Here is a 21,010-nt window from a genome sequence, read left to right as displayed (position 1 = left end):
CGCACGAGTGTTTCTTAAAATCCCTGCGATAAATGCAGTTGCACCTTCTTTAGATCCAAATACAACATCAGGTGATACACTGGTAGTTGGTTGAGGATCGTTCAAATAGTCTTCACGACAAGACTGAACGGTAAATAATATCGCGAAAAGCGCTATAATATATGTTTTAAAATTGTTCATATTTTATATATAATTTATAATTAATATTCTGTTAGAATCCGATTGTTACCCCTAAAGATAAATTTCTTGATTGATAAGATCTGTTATCTGTAGTTCCGGAAATCGACTGTTCAGGGTCAATACCTTTGTGTGATTGCCAAGTCCATACGTTATCTCCCTGAACAAAAATTCTGAACTGGTTGATTCCAAAAGGTTCTAGCATATTTTTGTCAATATTATAACCTAATGTTAAAGATTTCAACCTTACATAATCGTTCTTAAACAAGAAACGAGTTGATGTAGCATTATTGTTATTTTGAGTCTGAATATTCATTGGAACATTTGTAATGTCTCCAGGATTTTGCCATGCATCTTTAATATCAACCGACTGCTGATAACCTGGTCTAGAGAATCCTGCCATTAATGCTTGATAAGAGGAATCAAATACATAGCTACCAAAACTATAATTGAATAATACATTCAAATCAATTGCTCCCACTCTGAAGTAGTTGGTTAAACCTCCAAAGAAGTCAGGAATTGAACTTCCTGAATACACTTTGTTTTCAGCCAAATTCGCTTGGTTATAATCAGTAGTAACTTTTCTTCCAATTACATTGCCTGCTGCATCAACATCATTAATATACCAGGTTCCCATTCCTGTTTGAGAATCTACCCCTGCCCATTCTGGGATATAGAAATCGAAGATCGATCTTCCAACTTCATATCTTTTTGTCCCATTTTGGAAAGAAGCTTGATTGAGTTCTGTCAATCTGTTTTTATAGGTTGATATATTAAAATTGGTAGTCCAAGTGAATGTATCGGTGTTAATATTTTTTGAACTTAGGTTAAGCTCCCAACCATAATTTTCGATGGCACCAATGTTATCTAGATAAGTAGTGTTTCCTACAGAACCTGGTGTTGGTCTTGAATAGATAAGATCTTTGGACTCTCTTTTAAAATAATCAACATTCCCTGTAAGTCTGTTCTTGAATAATCCGAAATCCAAACCTATTGTAGTAGTAACACTCGCTTCCCATGTTAAATCATAATTTGCTGGTGAATCCAAGATAACTCCTGTTTGCCCCAATTGATTATTACCTGCAGAGAATAAGGTTTGGTAAGGGAAATAACTTTCCGCTCCATCTCTGATAATTTTATTATTACCCAGCTCTCCATAAGAAGCTCTAAGTTTTAATAAATTGATGTTATTACTGTCTGCCAAGAATCCTTCTTTAGAAATAACCCACGAAGCACCTAAACCATAAAATTCGCCTCTTCTGGTATCAGGGGAAAACTTGGTAGAACTATCGCTACTCCATGTTCCTTCTAAGAAATATTTGTTTTGGAAATTATAAGTAGCACGTCCTAAATAACGAACCAATCTTTCTCTGTTCACATAACCTCCAATGCTTTCAGGAGTTGTAGAGGTATTTAGCACATCATTTCCTGGCAAGAAACCTGTTCCTTGTGCTTGCAAGTAATCGTAAGTATACTGATATACTTCATAAACTCCTTGTAAACCGATCGTGTGATCTCCAAATTTTTTATCGTAGTTTAAACTGTTGGTAAAGTTGATGGTTTTACCTATTGCTCTGGTTTGAGATACACGTCCACCTACTGAAGCAGCTGATCCTACAGCGTAATTATCATAAGCCTTTTCATCAAACATAAACTGTTCGTAAGAAAGTTGTGATCTGAATGTCAAATCTTTGGTGAAATCAATTTCTCCAAAACCATTTACGACATAATTGCTTCTCTTTACAATGTCATAATTATTATAGAGTGCACCTACAGCGTTTTCATTCTCAAACAAAGGTCTTTGGGAATTTAAGAGTGCAGCACCATTAGCACCATAATCATAAATAGTATTACCAAAACCATCTTTAATCAAACCACCATTAGCATCTCTTCTGTAAAGTGGGTAGATGTTAGCTAAACTGTAAATCCACTGAATAGAACTTCCATAAGTGCTTCCAGATTGGATTGGCAAACTTGATGTTGACGCACTGTAAGATGAATTCATTCCCACCTTTAAATAATCGGTTACTTTCGATTCAAGGTTTAATCTTACTCCGGTACGCTCAAATTGAGATGTTTTAACAGAACCACTTAAATCTAAGTAATCTGCTGCTAAGAAATAAGTGGTTTTAGCATCTCCACCGCTGATGTTAAATCTATGCTCTTGTTTAAAAGCAGCTTTATTTAAGATTTCCTTTTCCCAATTTGTATCCCACATTAAATTAGCGCCCGCTACTAAATTACCGTTTGCATCAATAGGAGTGTCAACATTATATGGATTGTATCCCAAACTTCCGATTAAAGTATTGGTCGCAGCCTGACCAGGATTTGCATCTCCTGCTGCTTTTTTTGCATTTTTTATCGCTTGCCAAGAGTACTGCATATAATCAGCAGCTCCCAAAGTTTCATGCAATTCTACAGCGGGCATACCAACACCAATTAATGATGTCATGGTAGCTTGTGGTCTTGCATTCAATCTTCCTTTTTTGGTCGTAATAATAATTACACCGTTGGAAGCTCTTGAACCATAAAGTGCTGTTGCACCTGCATCTTTCAACACCGTCATTGACTCGACCTGATCCTGAGAGATATTATTGATATTTCCATTAAATGGTGAACCATCTAAAATGATTAGAGGCTGAGTACTTGAGTTAATAGATCCAACCCCTCTAATATAGATGGAAGGGTTATCTCCTGGCTGACCTCCAGAAGTAATAACATTTACACCTACAGCAGTACCTTGAAGCGCTGAAGTAATACTTGGCGCCTGTTGTGTAGCAATAACCTTATTATCAATAGTCGTAACTGATCCGGTAATTGCTTCTTTCTTTTGCTTACCAAAAGCTACGACAACAACCTCATCAATGTTTTTCGTTTTTAGCGAATCTTTTTGCGCCATCACTGCTTGTCCTGTAAAGAACAAAACACCAGCAGTTAAAGCTTTAAATTTTAAATTCATATTAACACATTTTTAATAATATCAAGCAAATATGTTAATTAAAATTAACATTAACAAACCCAAAAAGTCGTCATTGCAAAACCAAAAATACAGTATTAATAAGGGTTTAAAGAGATTAACGACTAAAAAAACAAACAATTCTTTAGAAAATTACAATATAACCAAACATTCTAAAAATGTGTTAAAAATAAAATAATTTGCTTTTTTTACATTTTTTTTAAAACAAAAAAAACCTGCCGTAAAAGCAGGTTCTTATTATAGTAATTTTTAAAGGTCGTTATTTCAGTTTTTTCTTCACTGCTACTTCCTCATATACTTCTAGGATGTCGCCAACTTCGATGTCGTTGTATCCTTTGATGTTCAATCCACACTCGTAACCTTTGGTTACTTCTTTTACATCGTCTTTGAAACGTTTCAAACTTTCAAGTTCTCCGTCGAATTTCACGATACCGTCACGCAGCAATCTGATCTTCGAGTTTCGGGTAACTTTTCCGGTAAGCACCATACATCCTGCGATGGTTCCTACTTTGGTAATTTTGAAGGTTTCGCGGATTTCCACGTTTCCGATTACTTGTTCTTGAATTTCCGGAGAAAGCATTCCCTCCATCGCTTCTTTCACCTCGTCGATCGCTTTATAGATAACAGAATAAGTTCTAATTTCGATTTCTTCTTTATCCGCCAAATCTTTTGCATTGGCACCCGCCCTCACGTTGAAACCAATCATAATCGCATCAGAAGCCGCTGCTAAAAGCACATCAGATTCTGTAATCTGCCCTACTCCTTTGTGAATAATGTTGATACTGATCTCTTCTGTGGAAAGTCTCTGCAACTGGTCGGAAAGCGCTTCTACGGAACCATCAACATCCCCTTTCAGGATAATATTAAGTTCTTTGAAATCTCCAAGTGCGATTCGTCTTCCCAATTCATCCAATGTAAGGTGTTTTTTGGTTCTGATCGATTGCTCTCTTTGAAGTTGCTCACGTTTCGTTGCGATGGTTTTCGCTTCTCTCTCGTCTTCGAATACTCTGAATTTATCTCCTGCAGTAGGTGCACCGTCTAAACCAAGTATTGTAACCGGGATAGATGGACCTGCTTCCTGCAATGGTTTTCCTCTTTCATCGAGCATTGCTTTTACTTTACCGTGATTTTTTCCGGCTAGGACATAATCTCCCACCTTCAAAGTTCCGGTTTGTACCAACATGGTAGCAACATAACCTCTTCCTTTATCTAATGAAGCTTCTATAACAACACCTTGTGCATTTTTATTTGGATTGGCTTTGAGCTCAAGCATTTCTGCTTGTAGCAATACTTTTTCAAGCAAAGCATCCATATTGTTACCAAACTTAGCAGAAACCTCCTGAGATTGTACATTTCCACCCCATTCTTCTACCAAAATATTCATTCCGGATAGTTGCTGACGGATATTGTCTGGGTTAGAGTTTGGCTTATCCACTTTGTTTAAAGCGATAATCATTGGAACTCCCGCTGCTTGTGCGTGAGAAATTGCTTCTTTCGTTTGTGGCATCACATCATCATCCGCTGCAATTACGATAATTGCGATATCGGTGATTTGTGCACCACGCGCTCTCATCGCGGTAAACGCTTCGTGACCTGGGGTATCAAGGAAAGTAATTCGTTGACCATTTTCCAATTTCACGTTGTACGCACCAATGTGTTGGGTAATTCCTCCGGATTCACCGGCAATTACATTGGTTTTTCTGATATAATCGAGTAAAGATGTTTTACCGTGATCTACGTGTCCCATTACGGTAACAATCGGAGCTCTTGGCAATAAATCTTCTTCAGTATCGGTATCTTCTTCAATCGCTGATTCTTCAAGATCTGCATCAGAGAATTCAATTTTGTATCCGAATTCATCGGCTACTAGCAATAAGGTATCGGCTTCCAATCGCTGGTTCATGGTCACCATAACTCCTAACGAGAAACAAGCAGAAATTACTTCGGTAGGGCTCACGTTCATTAGACTCGCTAATTCCCCAACGGTGATAAATTCTGTTACCTTAAGCGTTCTGTCTGCTGCATCAATTTCTTGCTGAAGCTCATCTTGCTCTCTTCGGTAAACTCTTTTTTCTTTTCTGTATTTTGCCCCTTTATTTTTCCCTCCTTTATTGGTGAGTTTTTCTAGGGTTTCTTTAATCTGATTTTTTACCTGCTCATCTGTAAGTTCTACAGGCATGCTCGGTGCGCCTCTTCTGCTGCCTCCTTTTCCTGCGTTGCCACCACCTTGGTAACCAGGTCGGTTTCCGCCTTGTCCTTGTGGACGGTTTCCGCCTTGTGAAGGTGGACGATTGCCACCCTGTCCTTGTGGACGGTTCCCTTGTGCATTGCCTTGGCCTGGAGTATTAGCTCCCGGAGTGTTGGGCTTTTCAATACGCTTTCTTTTTTTCTTCGCAGCAGCACTGTTGGCTCCGCCTTGAGGTTTCGGCTTATTGAATTGGGAAAGATCAACAGTTTGCTTTAGAATTTTAACCCCTTCCAGTTTCTGATAAACCGTTTCGATTTTATCGCTTACTGGTTCTTCAGCCGGAGTTTCTGCTGGTTTTTCTACCGGTTTTTCTGCAACTGGCGCAGGAGCTTCAACCTTTGAAGCGGGAGTTTCCTCAGCTTTTGGAGCTGGCTTTTCTTCCTCTTTTTTAGAAGGTTCTTTTTTAGAAGATTTCGGTCGGTGACCTTCGATTTGTGATAAATCGATTTTATCTAAAACTTTGAATTCTTGTTTTTCAGAAGGTGCGGGAGTTACAGGAACTTCCACTTCCGGAGCTGCTTCTACTTTCAGAGCCGGCTCTGGCTTCACTTCTTCCTGAACCTCATCTTTTTTAGGCTCAAGATCTATTTTGCCCAAAACTTTTGTTTCAGGTCTCAGGCTAGCTTTGGCTCTTATTACCTCAGGCTTTGAAGGTTCAATTTCCAGTTTTTCATCCGGAACTTTAATCATCACTACCTCATGAGAAGCTTTTCTTTGTTCACCGTCTTTGGCGAACTCAGCTTCCAATGCAGAATATGCCGATTCTTCCAATTGAGCGTTCGGGTTATTTTCTACCTCGATTCCTTTAGATTGTAGAAATTCTACCAATCGTGACATCGAGATATTAAATTCCTTAACCGCTTTGTTTAATCTAATTTTGGGCATGTATAATTTATACTTTTATTTAATTTTCGGTAAAGTTAATGCTTTTCCTTTAATATGTATATTTTTAAGGCTTAGTCTTCAAACTCTTCCTTCAAAATCTGTTTTACTTCTTCGATGGTTTCTTCTTCCAAATCGACCATTTTCAATAGTGCATCGGTTTCTTTGTCCAAGATGCTTTTCGCAGTAGTAAGTCCTACTTTTTCGAACTCATCGATAATCCATTGTTCGATATCGCCTTCTTCTGTACCTACGAATTCTTTCAATTCTACATCGTCGTCTTCATTAGCTTCTCTATAAACATCAATTTCGTAACCGCTTAACCAAGAAGCCAATCTGATGTTTTGTCCTTGCTTTCCGATCACTCTTGAAATCTCTTCAACTGGTGTATACACCAATGCGTATTGAGTTTCAGGATTGATTTCAATTTTATTGATGGTGATGTTTCCTAATGCTCTTTTCACCATGATTTCAGGGTTTTTAGACCATTGAATAACGTCAATATTCTCGTTTTTCAATTCTCTTACCACTCCATGAATTCTAGATCCTTTCACTCCTACACAAGCTCCTACCGGATCAATTCTATCATCGTAAGCATCCACAGCGATTTTCGCTTTTTCACCCGGAATTCTCACTACTTTTTTCAAGATAATGGTTCCATCCTGGATTTCAGGGATTTCAAGTTCTAAAAGTTTCTCCAAGAATTTCGGAGCTGTACGGGAAACTACAATCTGTGGTTTAGCTCCTTTGAAATCTACACTTTCAACAATCGCTCTTACGTTTTCTCCTTTTTTGAAGAAATCGGAAGGGATTTGATTTTCTTTTGGTAAGATAAACTCGTTATCTTCATCATCCAACAAAATCACATGTTTATGGCGAATATGGTGAACTTCTCCTACTACGATTTCTCCGATTTTATCACGGAATTCTTCGTAAAGAACAGCGTTATTATGTTCTTGAAGTTTTGTAGCAAGAATTTGTTTTAAAGTAAGAATACTTCTTCTTCCCAATTTTTCGATTGGAATTTCTTCAGTAAAATCTTCACCAACCTCGAAAGTTGGATCTATCTTTTTAGCTTCGGAAATTTCAATTTCCAAATCATCGTCTTCCGACATTTCGTCTTCAACAATTGTTTTGTTTAAAAAGATTTGAAAATCTCCTTTATCAGGATTCACGATTACATCAAAGTGATCATCAGAATCATATCTTTTTCTAAGTAAAGTTTTCAGTGAATCTTCAATAATCGCCATCAAATCAATCTTGCTGATGTTTTTATCTTCTTTGAAATCGCCAAATGCTTCAATCAATGCTAAACCGTCCATTATTTTTTATTTTATTATTAAATTCCCGAAAGATGCCGGGAGAAGTTAAAAGCGCCGAAACCCTTTTCACTACAATGAAATTACTATTATTTTTTATCGGAAATTCTTTCGAATAACCTTTCTTTTCTAAAACTTTATCGCCACCAATGCTTTTTTGATGTCGGTGTAAGGAATTTCTTTTTCTTCCACTACATCTACTTTTCCCTTGCCAATTTCTTTGGGTTTTCTGTATTTCAGAACCAAAGTAATATGATCTTCTTCCACTTTGGCGAGTTCTCCCTCGATTTGTGTGGCATCCGCAAGGAGAATATCGAGTTCGCGACCGATATTTTTTCTAAATTGTCTCGGGGTAGCGAGCGGTTCACTCAACCCTGCACTCATCACCTGAAGGGAGAAATCGTGCTCTTCGCGATCCATATTGAATTCTATTGCGCGGCTTGCATCCAAACAATCTTGCAACGTAACACCACTGTCTCCATCGAGGATTACCGTGATATCGTCACTGGCTGAAAATTTCAGATCAATCAGGAACAAATCTGTTCTTTCCGCTAAAAACTGATGTAGCAGTTCTTCTATTTTTTTTCTAAATTCCATATCCTTAATTTGAGTTACGAAAAAAGGCATTCTTGCGAAGGCCTTTTCATTGTTTTCCGTAAATCCGATGCAAATATACACATTTTTGATAAAACTGCAAAACGCTCCCAAGAATCGCATCTTGAAAATCAGGCAACAATGGGTATTTATTTATATTGACTTGCATTTTTAAATACTGACTCTTCGATGAAGTTAAACCAAAATTACAATACAAAGCCTTCTCCATTTTCAACCCATATGGGACGTTAGCATTTATTATGTACATACATTCTGTTTTAGTTTAAACTTCTATCTTCTTAAACTTTTTTGAAGACAAAAAGGGGACATTTAAACATTCTAAAAAAAACTGTTTGTGACACTGTGTAAGGATTATTGTCAATGATCTATACTCAACCAATTTTTAGGTTTCTTTTAAAATCATTTATAGTTTTGAATGGTGCATTTTTCAATTTACTATATTGAAAGTCAATAAAACTCACCGATTTTCACCACACTTCAACAATCATTTCTTATTTTTGACTCCAGAATACACATCAAGTTAATAACAAAAATTAATATTAAAATCTGTTAAATATTCGGGATTTCATTTTCTATACTTTATTTTTGCAAAATTATTGACTACATCTATTGAATTTGAAATTAACAGTAACGAAATAGTATAATCTCACCAAATTAATTCTATGAAAAAATCCTACGAAGTTATTTTCGAAAACAATAAAAAATGGGTAGAAAGCAAATTAGCAGAAGATCAACATTTTTTTAAAACATTATCATCTTCTCAAACGCCAGAATATCTTTACATCGGTTGCTCAGATAGCCGTGTGTCGGCAGAAGAAATGATGGGAATGAAACCCGGAGAGGTATTTGTTACCCGAAACGTGGCCAATGTTGTGAATACTTTGGATATGAGCTCAACTGCAGTTATCCAATACGCGGTGGAACATCTGAAGGTAAAACACATCATCGTATGCGGACATTATGGTTGTGGTGGCGTAAAAGCAGCAATGACTCCGGAGGATTTTGGTTTGATGAATCCATGGTTAAGAACCATTCGGGATGTTTACAGATTACATCAAGCCGAGCTCGATTCCATCAAAGAAGACCATCTGCGCTACGACAGACTTGTGGAACTGAATGTTCAGGAACAATGCATTAATGTCATTAAAATGGCGGTAGTTCAGGAACAATATTTGCTAGACGAATATCCGATTGTTCACGGTTGGGTTTTCGATATGAAAACAGGAAAAATCATCGATTTGGAAATCGATTTTGAGAATATTTTAAAAGACATTCAAAAAATATACAATCTGACGAACTCGAATTGGGTGATGAGCAGAAAAAACAATAAAAATCTCATCGGATAGAATGAAACTTTGGAGCATTATTACATTAACGGTATTTTTAAATTTCATGGCTTTACCAAGTTTAGCCACGATATTTAATTGGGATTTGCCCACTACCAATGTGGTAATTTCTGAAGAAGAAACCCAACATTCGCCATTGGTGATCAATGAGAAAACGGTTCCAAAAACCCTTTCTGTTCACGATTTTATCAAATTTTTTGATAGAGATTCTACCTACCATTCTTTTGTATTGATGGACGATTCCGTGCATCTATCTCCCTTTATTACCATATTTTCTCCGCCTCCAGAAGCATAATTTTTTTAAAGAAATTAAAATTACGCGATACAGAACTTGCATTGTTTTGTAGCGTCTATTTTTGTCTAAAAAAAATTATTTTTCAATCGCTGGTAAAGGATCGACTGTCTTTTATTACCCAACTTTTGGGCAATAAATACATGCAGCTTTGTACCTAATTCCAGCACAATTTTTCAATCAAAATGAAAAAAACATTTTCAATATTTGGAGGGATTAAAGAGAATTTCCCTTCAGGACTCGTTGTATTTTTAGTGGCGCTGCCTTTATGTTTAGGAATTGCGCTTGCATCAGGGGCACCACCATTATCTGGAATTATCGCCGGAGTAATCGGTGGTTTGGTAGTAGGTTTTTTAAGCAATTCCCACATTTCAGTTTCTGGGCCGGCTGCCGGATTAACGGCAATTGTACTCACCGCGATTACCGATCTTGGTGCATTCGAACTGTTCTTATGCGCAGGAATTATCGCCGGATTGCTTCAACTCATTCTAGGATTTATCCGCGCCGGAAGTATTTCCAATTATTTCCCTACCAATGTGATCGAAGGAATGTTGGCCGGTATCGGAATTATTATTATTTTAACCCAAATACCGCATGCATTAGGTTATGATAAAGATTTCGAAGGAAACGAAACCTTATTTGCCAACGGATTTAATCCCAATTTTTTCACAGAATTATTCTCAGCGATTCACCCTGGAGCGGTGATGGTCACTTTGGTTTCTGTTGCGATTCTTATTGCATGGGATCAGGTTCCTGCGCTGAAAAAGATCAAAATGGTTCCCGGAGCCTTGGTGGCGGTAGCTGCAGGTATTTTACTCAATTGTATCTTCACCATCTCTGGAAGTTCGCTTGCAATTGGTAAAGATCATTTGGTTTCGTTGCCGGTTCCGCAAAGTGCAGATGATTTCAAAAACATGATTGTTTTTCCTGATTTTCAAGGATTTTTAAATCCGAAAGTATGGATTGTTGGTGCCACCATTGCTATCGTTGCATCTATTGAAACCTTGCTTTGCATCGAAGCATCGGATCGATTGGACGCTCACAGAAGGATTACCGATACCAACCTCGAACTTCGTGCTCAAGGAATCGGAAACCTCATCAGTTCCGCAATCGGCGGTTTACCAATGACTTCCGTTGTGGTAAGGAGTTCTGCCAACGCAAATTCTGGCGCTACCTCGAAAGTTTCTACGATGATTCACGGTGCGCTCTTATTAATTTGTGTATTAAGTATTCCATTTATTTTAAATTTAATTCCGCTTGCTACTTTGGCTGCAGTGTTAATTTTGGTTGGTTACAAACTCGCGAAACCCGCTACAATCATGCATTTTTGGCACAAAGGAAAATACCAGTTTATTCCGTTTATCGCTACGATTATCGCGGTGGTAACATTGGATTTATTAAAAGGAGTTGGAATTGGATTATTGATTTCCGTCTTTTATATTCTTCAAGGAAATATGAAACGAGCTTACTACCTAAGCCGTGAAGAATTGAGTGATGTGGATGATATTACCATTAAATTATCCGAAGAAGTTTCCTTCTTGAACAAAGCGGCGATTAAAAAAACCTTAAAAAATGTAAGACCCGACTCGAAAGTGTGTATTGATGCACGTTCTACGTCCTATATCGCGACCGATATTTTGGAAATGATTCAGGATTTTGCCAATATTCGGGCCAAAGAAGAAAACATCGAAGTGAAACTTCTCGGATTCAAAACTTCTTACCAAGAATACGCCGAAGACCACGATTCACACGTCATCATCGCCCACAGACGTGCAATGTAACTTATTGATTATTAATTAAAAGAGAAAAAGAAAATGAAAGCTCATACTTTAGAAACCCAATCAACCATAACTCCAGAAAAAGCCCTTCAATTTTTGCAAGAAGGCAACCAAAGATTTGTTCAAAATTTAAAAGTAAACCGAAATCTTTTGGAACAAGTAAATGATACCAGAAGCGGACAATGGCCATTTGCCGTAATCTTAAGCTGTATCGACAGCCGAACTTCTGCCGAACTCATTTTCGACCAAGGATTAGGTGATATTTTCAGCATCAGAATCGCTGGAAACTTCGTCAATCAGGATATTTTAGGTTCTATGGAATTTGGTTGTAATGTCGCTGGATCCAAATTGGTTGTCGTGTTGGGACATTCGAAATGTGGTGCGCTGAAAGGCGGTTTAGATGCTGCTAAAATTAAAAACACAGGCATGGAAAACCTCAATCATTTGATCGAAAAATTCGAAGGCTGCATCAATAATGTCATCAACGAAGGCGAAGAAAGAAGTTCTTCCAACGAAGATTTGCTCGAAAGATTGAACGTTTGCAACATCAAAAATACCATTTCCGAAGTTCGCAAACAAAGCGCTACTTTAGCCAAAATGGAAGAAGAAGGCCTCATCAAAATTGTTGGTGCAAACTACTGCGTGGAAAGCGGCGTGGTGACTTGGTTATAGCAAAAATTATTTCCCGTTGAAACCCGTCATCGCGTTCTGAATTCCCGCAAAAACGAATGACAGACACGCTTTAGAAAACTTCTCGATTCTTTCGGGAAGTTTTTCTTTTTCCACCTCGTTCCATTTTCCGAGAACATAATCAATTTGTTTTCCTTCGGCAAATTCGGCGGAAATCCCAAACCTCAACCGCGGATAATTCTGAGTTTGCAATTGTTCTTGAATGCTTTTCAAACCATTATGTCCCGCGTCGGAACCTTTCATTTTCATCCTTAAAGTCCCGAAAGGCAACGAAAGATCGTCGGTAATAATCATTAAATTTTCTAAAGGAATATTTTCTTTCTGAAGCCAGAATTTCACTGCATTTCCCGAAAGATTCATATACGTATCGGGTTTCAGAACAAAAACTTTTCGCCCTTTGTATTTTCCTTCTGCCATAAGTCCAAAATTGGAAGATTTAAAGGGAACTTCCAAGGATTCTGCGATTTTATCGGCAACTTTAAAACCAATATTGTGGCGCGTTTCCGTGTATTCATCTCCTTTATTTCCTAAACCTACAATCAGGTATTTCATGACAATAATTTATTTAATGTTAAAGCTTCAAAAATCATTCATTTTGGTGGTTTTAAAGCAATTTGATGGCAATATTCCTATTTTTATCGTTAAATCTCAGCAAAAGTAAACTTTTTTATAAAATCGAAAACGCTTCTGATTATTTAGATAAAATCCGCTCCAAAACTGCATTGACTTCATCTACGTGTTGCACATTTTCTTTTCTCATCATCAATTGACTGCCTTCTGCGGAATGTTTTTCTTTCAAAGTAGCCTCTTTCGGGTTTTGACTTAAATAAGAAATAATATGTTTAAACTTATCGCTTTGGTAGAATTTATCTTGAGGATTGGGTGGAAAATAACCAAGGAAAATTCCGTTTTTCACCACGATTTTATCAAAACCAATTTCTGCGGCAATCCATTTTAATTCTACACTTTTCAGAAGATTTCTAGCTTCAGCAGGAAGTTTTCCGAATCGATCTTCCAATTCGTTTTCAAACTTTTTAAGATCTTCTTTATTTTGAATTTCTGCAAGTTTTTGGTACAGCGAAAGTCTTTCTTCAATACTTTGAACATAAAAATCAGGCAACATCAACTCCAAATCGGTATCAATATTCACTTCTTTGGTCGACTTGAAGAGTTTTTTGCGATCTTCTTCATTCTCAAATAAATCGGAGAAATCATCATCATTTTGAAGTTCTTCCAAAGCTTCCTGCATGATTTTTTGGTAGGTATCAAATCCCATTTCGTTGATGAAACCACTTTGTTCACCACCCAATAAATCGCCTGCTCCACGAATTTCCAAATCTTTCATCGCAATTTGGAAACCGCTTCCCAAATCGGAGAATTGTTCAATCGCTTCCAATCTTTTTCTCGCATCCGAAGTCATCATATCAAACGGTGGCGTGATCAAATAACAAAAAGCTTTTCGGTTGCTACGTCCGACTCTTCCGCGCATTTGGTGCAGATCCGCCATCCCAAAACGTTGCGCATCATTAATGAAAATCGTATTCGCATTCGGAACATCTACTCCACTTTCCACGATCGTTGTGGAAACCAAAACATCGTATTTTCCTTCCATAAAATCAAGAACATTTCGTTCCAATTGTTTCCCTTCCATTTGTCCGTGGCCAGTGATTACTCGTGCATCTGGAACCAGTCTTTGAATCAAACCTGCGATATCTTTCAGGTTTTCAATCCGATTATTAATGAAATAAACCTGCCCATCTCGTTGAATTTCATAAGAAACCGCATCTCGGATAATTTCCTCGTCAAAACCAATAATACTCGTATCCACAGGTTGACGATTTGGCGGCGGCGTTTTGATCACCGATAAATCTCGTGCAGCCATCAAAGAAAATTGCAAAGTCCGCGGAATCGGCGTCGCAGTGAGGGTTAAGGTATCGATATTATTTTTTAAAGTTTTCAATTTGTCTTTAACAGAAACTCCGAATTTATGTTCTTCGTCGATAATTAAAAGCCCGAGATCTTTAAATTTCACGCTATTTCCAACCAATTGATGGGTTCCGATCACGATGTCGATTTTCCCATCTTCGAGCCCTTTCAACGTTTCAGATTTCTGTTTGGCAGTTCGAAAACGATTTAAATAAGAAATATTCACCGGAAAATCTTTCAAACGCTCTTTGAAACTACGATAATGTTGAAATGCTAAAATCGTTGTCGGAACCAAAATCGCAACTTGTTTTCCATCCGTTGCCGCTTTGAAAGCTGCTCTCACCGCGATTTCCGTTTTCCCGAAACCTACATCTCCGCAAATCAAACGATCCATCACGGTATCATTTTCCATATCTTTTTTCACATCGAGCGTCGCTTTTTCCTGATCCGGCGTGTCCTCGTAAAGGAAACTCGCTTCCAACTCATTTTGAAGATAAGAATCCGGCGCAAAGGCAAATCCTTTCGCAGTTTTTCTTTGCGCATAAAGTTTAATCAAATCAAAAGCAATTTGCTTAACCTTCGCTTTGGTTTTTTGTTTTAAATTTTTCCAAGCCGGAGAACCGAGCTTGCTGAGCACAATTTCACGTCCGTCTGGTCCGTTATATTTCGAAATTTTATGAAGCGAATGAATGGAAACATACAGCAAATCGCCGTTTTTGTAAACGAGTTTGAAACATTCCTGAACTTTTCCGTTGTTATTCACTTTCACCAAACCCATGAATTTCCCGATGCCGTGGTCGATATGCGTAATGAAATCCCCCACTTTCATCTGCATCAAATCTTTCAGCGTGAGTTGTTCGGATTTTGCAAAGGTATTTTTAGCTTTAAATCTTTGGTAACGATCGAAAATTTGGTGATCCGTGTACACTGAAATCAGGTGATGATGATCCACAAAACCTTCGTGAAGTTCCGATTTAAAGGATTTAAACGGAATTTTTTGGTCTTCTCCGAATGCTCCAATTTCTTCAAAAATAGCTTTCAAACGCTCCTTTTGTTTTTCGGTAGAAAATGAAATCCATAGATCAAAACCGGCAGCTGTTTTCTCGTTCAAATCCTCAATCAACAACTCGAAATTTTTATGAAAAGCCGGCTGTTGCGTTTGCGGCACCTCTATTTCATGAACATTTAAATCTTTAAATTTCAAAGGATTAATCGTAAAATCAATGCTTTTGAATTTTTGGTAATCTGCCAATAAAATTCCTTCAGAAAGAAATAATTCTTCCGGTTTTCTATGACTGATTTCTTTGCTTAAAGTTTCAAATTTTTCAATGGCTTTTTCGTAGAAATCTTTGGTTTTTCTGAATCCGAGAAAGGCGTTTTTGGAAACCACCAAACTGTCTTTTGGCAACAATTCGAAGAAAGAAACTTTGGTTCCCGAAACAGCAAAATTCATGTTAGAAACCAACTGAAATTCATTGACTTTCCCGTTGGTGAGCTGAGTTTCGATATTAAAAGTTTTAATACTTTCTATTTCATTTCCGAAAAAAGTAATCCGGTAAGGCTCTTCATTGGAATAGGAAAAAACATCAACAATTCCACCGCGAACAGAGAATTCACCCGGCTCGGAAACAAAATCAGTCAAACTAAAACCAAATTGTTGCAAAAGTTCTTCGGTGAAATCAAAGTCCAAACTTTCACCAACTTTTATTCGATGCGAAATTGCCTTGAAATCTTCTTTTTTCAACACTTTTTCTGTCAAAGCCGAAAATCCTGCAACAATCACTTTCGGTTTCTTTGCGGAGTTTAATTTATTGAGAACCTCAGTTCTTAGAACAAGATTCGCATTTTGAGTTTTCTCGATTTGGTAGGGCTCCAAATGTGTTGCCGGAAAATAAAGCACATTTTCTTTGCCCAACAAATCTTCCATTTCTGCAGTGATGTACAATGCTTCTTCCTTGTCTTCAATGAGGAAAAGAATGGTTTTTTGATGAGAAAGAAAAAGCTCGGCAGTGAAAACCGAAGGCGCAGAACCTGCAAATCCTTTTACGGAAATGTGCGGATGTTGATCTAAACTGTTGAAGATTTCTTTTCCGAATTCGTTTCGCAACATATCGGGAAGAAACGTCTCATTGATGGGCTTTAACTGCATTTTTTATAAGTAAAATATAAACAACAAAAGCGATTTCGGGATAATTCCGAAACCGTTTTTCTGGAGCCAAATTTACGCATTATTTTCGAGTTCTATTTTTTATTACGAATTGCATAAAAATGAAATTAAAGGATCATTTTTTAACATTAATATAACATAATATCAAAAATTGATAATAAAAGTTAAATTAAATCCATTATGATTTCATGGCATAATGTTTGAAAACCTCCATCCTATCAATCTTTAAAAAATAAATATTATGAAATCTATTCTTCAAAAAAAACAATCTCGAAATTCTATTTTTAAAGGAACCGCAAAATTAATTGCATTATTCCTTTTGGTATTTTCGGTGTTTTCTCTAAGCTCTTGTAGCCGTGACGATGATCCTGCCGATAACGATTTCTTCGCGGGAACTTACAATGGTTCCGTTGGTTATACCGATGGTACCACAACCATCAATAAAGACAACGGAAGTGTTTTCGTTACAAAAATCGCGAGTGGAACCAAGTACAACTTCAGATTCTCAGATTCAATTCCTGATTTGAATGGAGTTCAATTTGAAAAAACTGGTGACAATACCTTAGTGATGGTAGGTTCTACCGCAACTTCTTACATTAGAATTGATAACAATGAGTTGAAAATTTTGTACCATGCAGATGGTAAAACCTGGACCGCAAACGCTACCAGATAATTCCAATTCATTTTAAAAGTAAAAAACTGCTTCACTCATCTGAAGCGGTTTTTTTATACTTTAGAAAAAATATTGGATGAATTTTTCTTTAAAACTACCGTGAAACTCATCAAGAGTAATTGTTTGGAGAAAAACCTGCACCTACATTATTGATTCTGTTATAGTGGAAATTTTGCAACTCCGATCAAAATTGGAATTGCTTATCGTAAACTTCTTCGAACACTCGAAATTTGTAGCAACACAGCTCCTGAAATCTAGGATCCTCTTCTCTAAATTGAAGTTTGGGCTATCGTCATTAATTTTAAAATTAAAAATCAACAAGATTATCTCCAAAAACCTTTAAATTTGCTTTATGCTAAATTTTATAAAGAAAAAAATCGCTTTAATCTGGGCAAAAAAGCACGTTAAAGAAGCCGAAATATACAAGCAAAACGCCGTTGAAGATCAGGAAAAACTCTTATTGTCTTTGGTCAAAACTGCGGAGAAGACTTTGTTCGGAAGAGAACATCAGTTTGAAACGATTCAGAATGTTCCGGATTTTCAAAAATTGGTAAAAATTGACGATTATGAAGAGCTGAAACCTTATATCGAACGCGTTAAAAAAGGACAACGAAACATCCTCTGGACCGAAACCCCCGAGTATTTCGCTAAAACTTCCGGCACCACTTCCGGCGCAAAATACATTCCGATTTCCAAGGAAGGAATGCCCTATCAAATTGCTGCAGCCCAAAGTGCGATTTTTCATTATATCAATCAGAAAAATAATTCAGATTTCGTTTCCGGGAAAATGATTTTCTTGCAAGGAAGTCCGGAATTAGAGGAAATCAACGGAATTAAAACCGGCAGACTTTCCGGAATTGTGGCGCATCATATCCCGAATTATCTTCAGAAAAATCGTTTGCCAAGCCTGAAAACCAACCTCATCGAAGATTGGGAAACCAAAGTGGACGAAATCGTAAAAGAAACCGAAAAAGAAAACATGACCCTGATTTCGGGAATTCCACCTTGGTTGATTATGTATTTCGAAAAACTCATCGAAAGAAACGGAAAGAAAATCACCGAACTTTTCCCGAATTTGCAACTCATCATCACCGGCGGCGTGAATTTCGAACCTTACCGCGAAAAAATGAATGAACTTTTGGGGAAACCCGTCGATACGATTCAAACTTTTCCGGCAAGCGAAGGATTTTTTGCATTTCAGGATGATTATCAGAAAGAAGGTTTGCAACTTTTGACCAATCACGGGATTTTCTACGAATTTGTTCCTTTGGAAGAATACGGAAAACCAGACGCGAAAAGATTGACTTTAAAAGATATTGAACTTCATAAAGATTACGCATTAATTCTCACCACCAATTCCGGACTTTGGGCGTATTCAATCGGTGATGTGGTTCGTTTTATTTCAAAAAAACCTTATAGAATCGTGGTTTCCGGACGGACGAAACAATTCACATCCGCTTTTGGCGAACATGTGATTGCGTTTGAAGTGGAAGAAGCGATGAAGGCGACTGTGGAAAAATTTCCGGCTCAGATTACCGAATTTCATTTAGCTCCACAGGTGAATCCGCAAGAAGGTTTGCCTTATCATGAATGGTTGATCGAGTTTGAAAAAGAACCGGAAAACTTGGAAAACTTCCGTCAAAATCTGGATGCAGAAATGCGAAAAAGAAATGTGTATTATGATGATTTAATTGCAGGAAATATTTTGCAACCTTTAATCATCTCTAAATTACAGAAAAATGCTTTTCAGGATTATGCAAAATCCGAAGGAAAACTCGGTGGACAAAACAAAATTCCGAGGTTGGCCAATGATCGAAAGATTGCGGATTTTTTGGAAAAATTAATCAACCATAAACTGGAAGAATAAATGAAAAAAGCAACTCTTTTCTTATTGCTCATTCTTATTACTTCTTGTGTTTCCACGAAATATAATGTGTACGAAAACCAAGGAAATTTTGATAATATTCAAGCTGGAACAAAATATACCATTTTCGATAAAAACAACCACAAAGTTTTTCTGAATGTGACTTCCATTGAAAAAGATTCGATTCGTGGAACAAAGAAAAATCAGCCTTTTACTATTGCCAAAAGTGATATTAAAGAAATCAAAAAGAATAAAACCGGTGCAACGGTTATTTTAATTAGTACAACAGCCGGATTGCTTATAATGACTTTTGTAATTGCAGATACCATGAAAAAAATTGGTGAAGCTTTTGGGCATACAATTGCTGGACAATAATTAATGACTGACCAATTTCAAGCCGACCACGGAAGCAATTAAAGTACAAACGAAAAACATTCGCCAGAAAGTAGCCGGTTCATTGAAGATAAAAATTCCTGCTAAAACACCACCAACAGCGCCAATTCCGGTCCAAACCGCATACGCAGTTCCGATCGGAATGGGATTATTGCCAATGGAAATCGCTTTAAACATTAAAAACATACTGATGAACAGCGAAAGCACGAATCCGCCCCACCAGAAATTACTTTCGCGGCCGGTGGTTTCCTGAGCTTTTCCGAGACAAGTCGCAAAACCGGTTTCGAACAAACCTGCAATAATGAGAATAATCCAATTCATGCATCAAAGATAAGTTTTTATCAAATGCTCAAAAACTCTTCGCAAAGATTTACGCAGATTAATTCTTAAAAATTACATTTGCAAAATGATTTCACTCACGCCTGTACAAACCCTAAAAATTCCCGAATTCCGAAATTTAATGACCGGTCGGTTTTTCCTGGTTCTTTCGTTCAGAATGCTTGCAACGCTTATGGGATGGTGGATTTATCAACTCACCAAAGATCCGTTTGCGATTGGTTTAATCGGACTTTCAGAAGTAATCCCGGCGGTTTCCACCGCTTTGTACGCAGGTCATGTGATTGACAATTCAGAGAAGAAAAAATTGCTTTTGATCTGCAACTATTTTTATGTTTTTCTCATTAGTTTATTGATCATTCCTGCATTTTTTGGCAATCAATTATTGCATTTAAGCAACAAAGAAATATCGTATTTTATCTATGTTGTTATCTTTTTTACGGGATTTTGCAGGGCGTTTTTAGGACCAATCATCCCTTCTATGATTCCGAAAATCGTTTCAAAAGAAGTTCTTCCGAATGCGATTACGCTCAACCAAGGAACTTTTCTTACGGCATCGGTTGTTGGTCATGCTTTAGGCGGATTTCTGATTCATTGGATTGATATTTCCGGAACCATTTTGGTGGTTGTGGGTTTAATGATTTTCTCGTCCATTTTCTTTTGGATGCTCAATAAACACCCTTCCGAAAACACCCAAAAAGAAATTGGAGTGGTGCAAAGCATGCGAGAAGGAATTGCTTATATCTATAAAACAAAAGAAATTTTAGGAGCACTTTGTTTAGACATGTTTGCGGTACTTTTCGGCGGAGCAGTGGCGATGATTCCGGTTTTCGCAACAGATATTCTGAAAGTCGGAGCGGAAGGTTTTGGTTTGCTAAATGCCGCTTCTGATATCGGTTCCATGTGTATTATTGCATTTTTGGCTTTTGTTCCGTTAAAGAAAAATCAAGGCAAAATTTTATTGACAGCAGTGGCCGGATTTGGATTATGCATCATTGGTTTTGGACTTTCAGAATGGTATTGGCTTTCGTTCTTCCTGTTGGTTTGCAGCGGAATGCTCGATGGAATTTCCGTGGTCATTCGAGGAACTATTGTGCAGCTGAAAACCCCAGATTATATTCGCGGGAGAGTGTTGAGCGTCAATTCAATCTTCATCATGTCGAGCAACGAAATGGGCCAATTTGAAAGTGGACTGGCTGCGAAATTATTAGGCGTCGTAAGATCAGTAGTTTTCGGAGGAAGCATGACGGTTTTGATCGCTTTGCTCGTGGGAACTACCGTACCGAAACTCAGAAAAATGAATTATTAAACGAAAGTTTTCTCTTTG

At 37.4% G+C, this 21,010-nt stretch carries 15 protein-coding genes; 8 read left to right on the top strand and 7 right to left on the bottom strand.

Translation table 11 applies throughout. From position 1 onward, the window contains the following. Positions 1-211: 211 nt before the first annotated feature. The 4 genes from NOV28_RS09585 to rimP form a co-directional block, all read right to left on the bottom strand. The gene (locus NOV28_RS09585) at positions 212-3,136 is read right to left on the bottom strand and encodes a SusC/RagA family TonB-linked outer membrane protein (protein ID WP_255930260.1); all 2,925 of its coding nucleotides are present in this window, start codon (positions 3,134-3,136) and stop codon (positions 212-214) included. A 277-nt stretch (positions 3,137-3,413) separates the two neighbouring features. Then, on the bottom strand, positions 3,414-6,287 hold the full coding sequence (infB, locus tag NOV28_RS09580; RefSeq protein WP_255930248.1) for a translation initiation factor IF-2: 2,874 nt from the start codon (positions 6,285-6,287) through the stop codon (positions 3,414-3,416). Between the two features lie 71 nt (positions 6,288-6,358). Further along, on the bottom strand, positions 6,359-7,606 hold the full coding sequence (gene nusA, locus NOV28_RS09575; RefSeq protein WP_255930246.1) for a transcription termination factor NusA: 1,248 nt from the start codon (positions 7,604-7,606) through the stop codon (positions 6,359-6,361). A gap of 126 nt (positions 7,607-7,732) precedes the next feature. Further along, positions 7,733-8,200: a ribosome assembly cofactor RimP gene (rimP, locus tag NOV28_RS09570; RefSeq protein ID WP_255930244.1), complete on the bottom strand. Its 468-nt coding sequence runs from the start codon at positions 8,198-8,200 to the stop codon at positions 7,733-7,735. Positions 8,201-8,880: 680 nt separating this feature from the next. Here rimP and NOV28_RS09565 point away from each other — a divergent pair. From NOV28_RS09565 to NOV28_RS09550, 4 genes are all read left to right on the top strand, one after another. Then, a complete protein-coding gene (locus NOV28_RS09565; RefSeq protein ID WP_255930242.1) occupies positions 8,881-9,564 on the top strand; it encodes a carbonic anhydrase in 684 nt (227 codons plus the stop codon). A gap of 1 nt (position 9,565) precedes the next feature. Beyond that, a complete protein-coding gene (locus NOV28_RS09560; RefSeq protein ID WP_255930241.1) occupies positions 9,566-9,859 on the top strand; it encodes a hypothetical protein in 294 nt (97 codons plus the stop codon). Positions 9,860-10,041: 182 nt separating this feature from the next. Further along, on the top strand, positions 10,042-11,637 hold the full coding sequence (locus tag NOV28_RS09555) for a SulP family inorganic anion transporter (protein ID WP_255930239.1): 1,596 nt from the start codon (positions 10,042-10,044) through the stop codon (positions 11,635-11,637). A gap of 33 nt (positions 11,638-11,670) precedes the next feature. Beyond that, entirely contained in the window at positions 11,671-12,306 is a 636-nt protein-coding gene (locus NOV28_RS09550) for a carbonic anhydrase (RefSeq protein ID WP_255930237.1), read from the top strand. A gap of 6 nt (positions 12,307-12,312) precedes the next feature. Here NOV28_RS09550 and pth read toward each other — a convergent pair whose 3' ends face one another. Together pth and mfd are read right to left on the bottom strand one after the other, a co-directional pair. Beyond that, positions 12,313-12,876: an aminoacyl-tRNA hydrolase gene (gene pth, locus NOV28_RS09545; RefSeq protein WP_255930235.1), complete on the bottom strand. Its 564-nt coding sequence runs from the start codon at positions 12,874-12,876 to the stop codon at positions 12,313-12,315. A 139-nt stretch (positions 12,877-13,015) separates the two neighbouring features. Beyond that, a complete protein-coding gene (gene mfd / locus NOV28_RS09540; RefSeq protein ID WP_255930216.1) occupies positions 13,016-16,399 on the bottom strand; it encodes a transcription-repair coupling factor in 3,384 nt (1,127 codons plus the stop codon). A gap of 259 nt (positions 16,400-16,658) precedes the next feature. Here mfd and NOV28_RS09535 point away from each other — a divergent pair, with 259 nt between their 5' ends. The 3 genes from NOV28_RS09535 (at position 16,659) to NOV28_RS09525 (ending at position 19,329) form a co-directional block, all read left to right on the top strand. Then, complete coding sequence (locus NOV28_RS09535; RefSeq protein WP_255930214.1) at positions 16,659-17,090, top strand: hypothetical protein; 432 nt, start codon at positions 16,659-16,661, stop codon at positions 17,088-17,090. Positions 17,091-17,442: 352 nt separating this feature from the next. Further along, positions 17,443-18,957, top strand: a complete 1,515-nt coding sequence (locus tag NOV28_RS09530; RefSeq protein ID WP_255930212.1) for a GH3 auxin-responsive promoter family protein — start codon at positions 17,443-17,445, stop codon at positions 18,955-18,957. Beyond that, positions 18,958-19,329 carry a hypothetical protein gene (locus NOV28_RS09525; protein WP_255930210.1) on the top strand — a complete coding sequence of 124 codons (372 nt, stop codon included), beginning with the start codon at positions 18,958-18,960 and terminating at the stop codon, positions 19,327-19,329. On the opposite strand, the gene NOV28_RS09520 is transcribed toward NOV28_RS09525, so the two are convergent. After that, positions 19,330-19,668 (bottom strand): DMT family transporter, encoded by a 339-nt coding sequence (locus NOV28_RS09520; protein WP_255930208.1) that lies wholly within the window; start codon positions 19,666-19,668, stop codon positions 19,330-19,332. A gap of 85 nt (positions 19,669-19,753) precedes the next feature. Here NOV28_RS09520 and NOV28_RS09515 point away from each other — a divergent pair, with 85 nt between their 5' ends. Next, positions 19,754-20,992, top strand: coding sequence for an MFS transporter (locus tag NOV28_RS09515; protein ID WP_255930206.1), 1,239 nt, complete (start codon positions 19,754-19,756; stop codon positions 20,990-20,992). The last annotated feature ends 18 nt before the right edge of the window (positions 20,993-21,010 follow it).

Source organism: Kaistella montana (assembly GCF_024436175.1).
Classification (GTDB): Bacteria; Bacteroidota; Bacteroidia; order Flavobacteriales; family Weeksellaceae; genus Kaistella; species Kaistella montana.
The sequence above is the reverse complement of the archived record's forward strand: the minus strand, read 5'-3'. Positions and strand labels throughout refer to the sequence as shown.

Coding starts and splice junctions, on each gene's coding strand:
- NOV28_RS09585 (WP_255930260.1), bottom strand. CDS start 3,136: ATGAATTTAAAATTTAAAGCTTTAACTGCTGGTGTTTTGTTCTTTACA.
- infB (WP_255930248.1), bottom strand. CDS start 6,287: ATGCCCAAAATTAGATTAAACAAAGCGGTTAAGGAATTTAATATCTCG.
- nusA (WP_255930246.1), bottom strand. CDS start 7,606: ATGGACGGTTTAGCATTGATTGAAGCATTTGGCGATTTCAAAGAAGAT.
- rimP (WP_255930244.1), bottom strand. CDS start 8,200: ATGGAATTTAGAAAAAAAATAGAAGAACTGCTACATCAGTTTTTAGCG.
- NOV28_RS09565 (WP_255930242.1), top strand. CDS start 8,881: ATGAAAAAATCCTACGAAGTTATTTTCGAAAACAATAAAAAATGGGTA.
- NOV28_RS09560 (WP_255930241.1), top strand. CDS start 9,566: ATGAAACTTTGGAGCATTATTACATTAACGGTATTTTTAAATTTCATG.
- NOV28_RS09555 (WP_255930239.1), top strand. CDS start 10,042: ATGAAAAAAACATTTTCAATATTTGGAGGGATTAAAGAGAATTTCCCT.
- NOV28_RS09550 (WP_255930237.1), top strand. CDS start 11,671: ATGAAAGCTCATACTTTAGAAACCCAATCAACCATAACTCCAGAAAAA.
- pth (WP_255930235.1), bottom strand. CDS start 12,876: ATGAAATACCTGATTGTAGGTTTAGGAAATAAAGGAGATGAATACACG.
- mfd (WP_255930216.1), bottom strand. CDS start 16,399: ATGCAGTTAAAGCCCATCAATGAGACGTTTCTTCCCGATATGTTGCGA.
- NOV28_RS09535 (WP_255930214.1), top strand. CDS start 16,659: ATGAAATCTATTCTTCAAAAAAAACAATCTCGAAATTCTATTTTTAAA.
- NOV28_RS09530 (WP_255930212.1), top strand. CDS start 17,443: ATGCTAAATTTTATAAAGAAAAAAATCGCTTTAATCTGGGCAAAAAAG.
- NOV28_RS09525 (WP_255930210.1), top strand. CDS start 18,958: ATGAAAAAAGCAACTCTTTTCTTATTGCTCATTCTTATTACTTCTTGT.
- NOV28_RS09520 (WP_255930208.1), bottom strand. CDS start 19,668: ATGAATTGGATTATTCTCATTATTGCAGGTTTGTTCGAAACCGGTTTT.
- NOV28_RS09515 (WP_255930206.1), top strand. CDS start 19,754: ATGATTTCACTCACGCCTGTACAAACCCTAAAAATTCCCGAATTCCGA.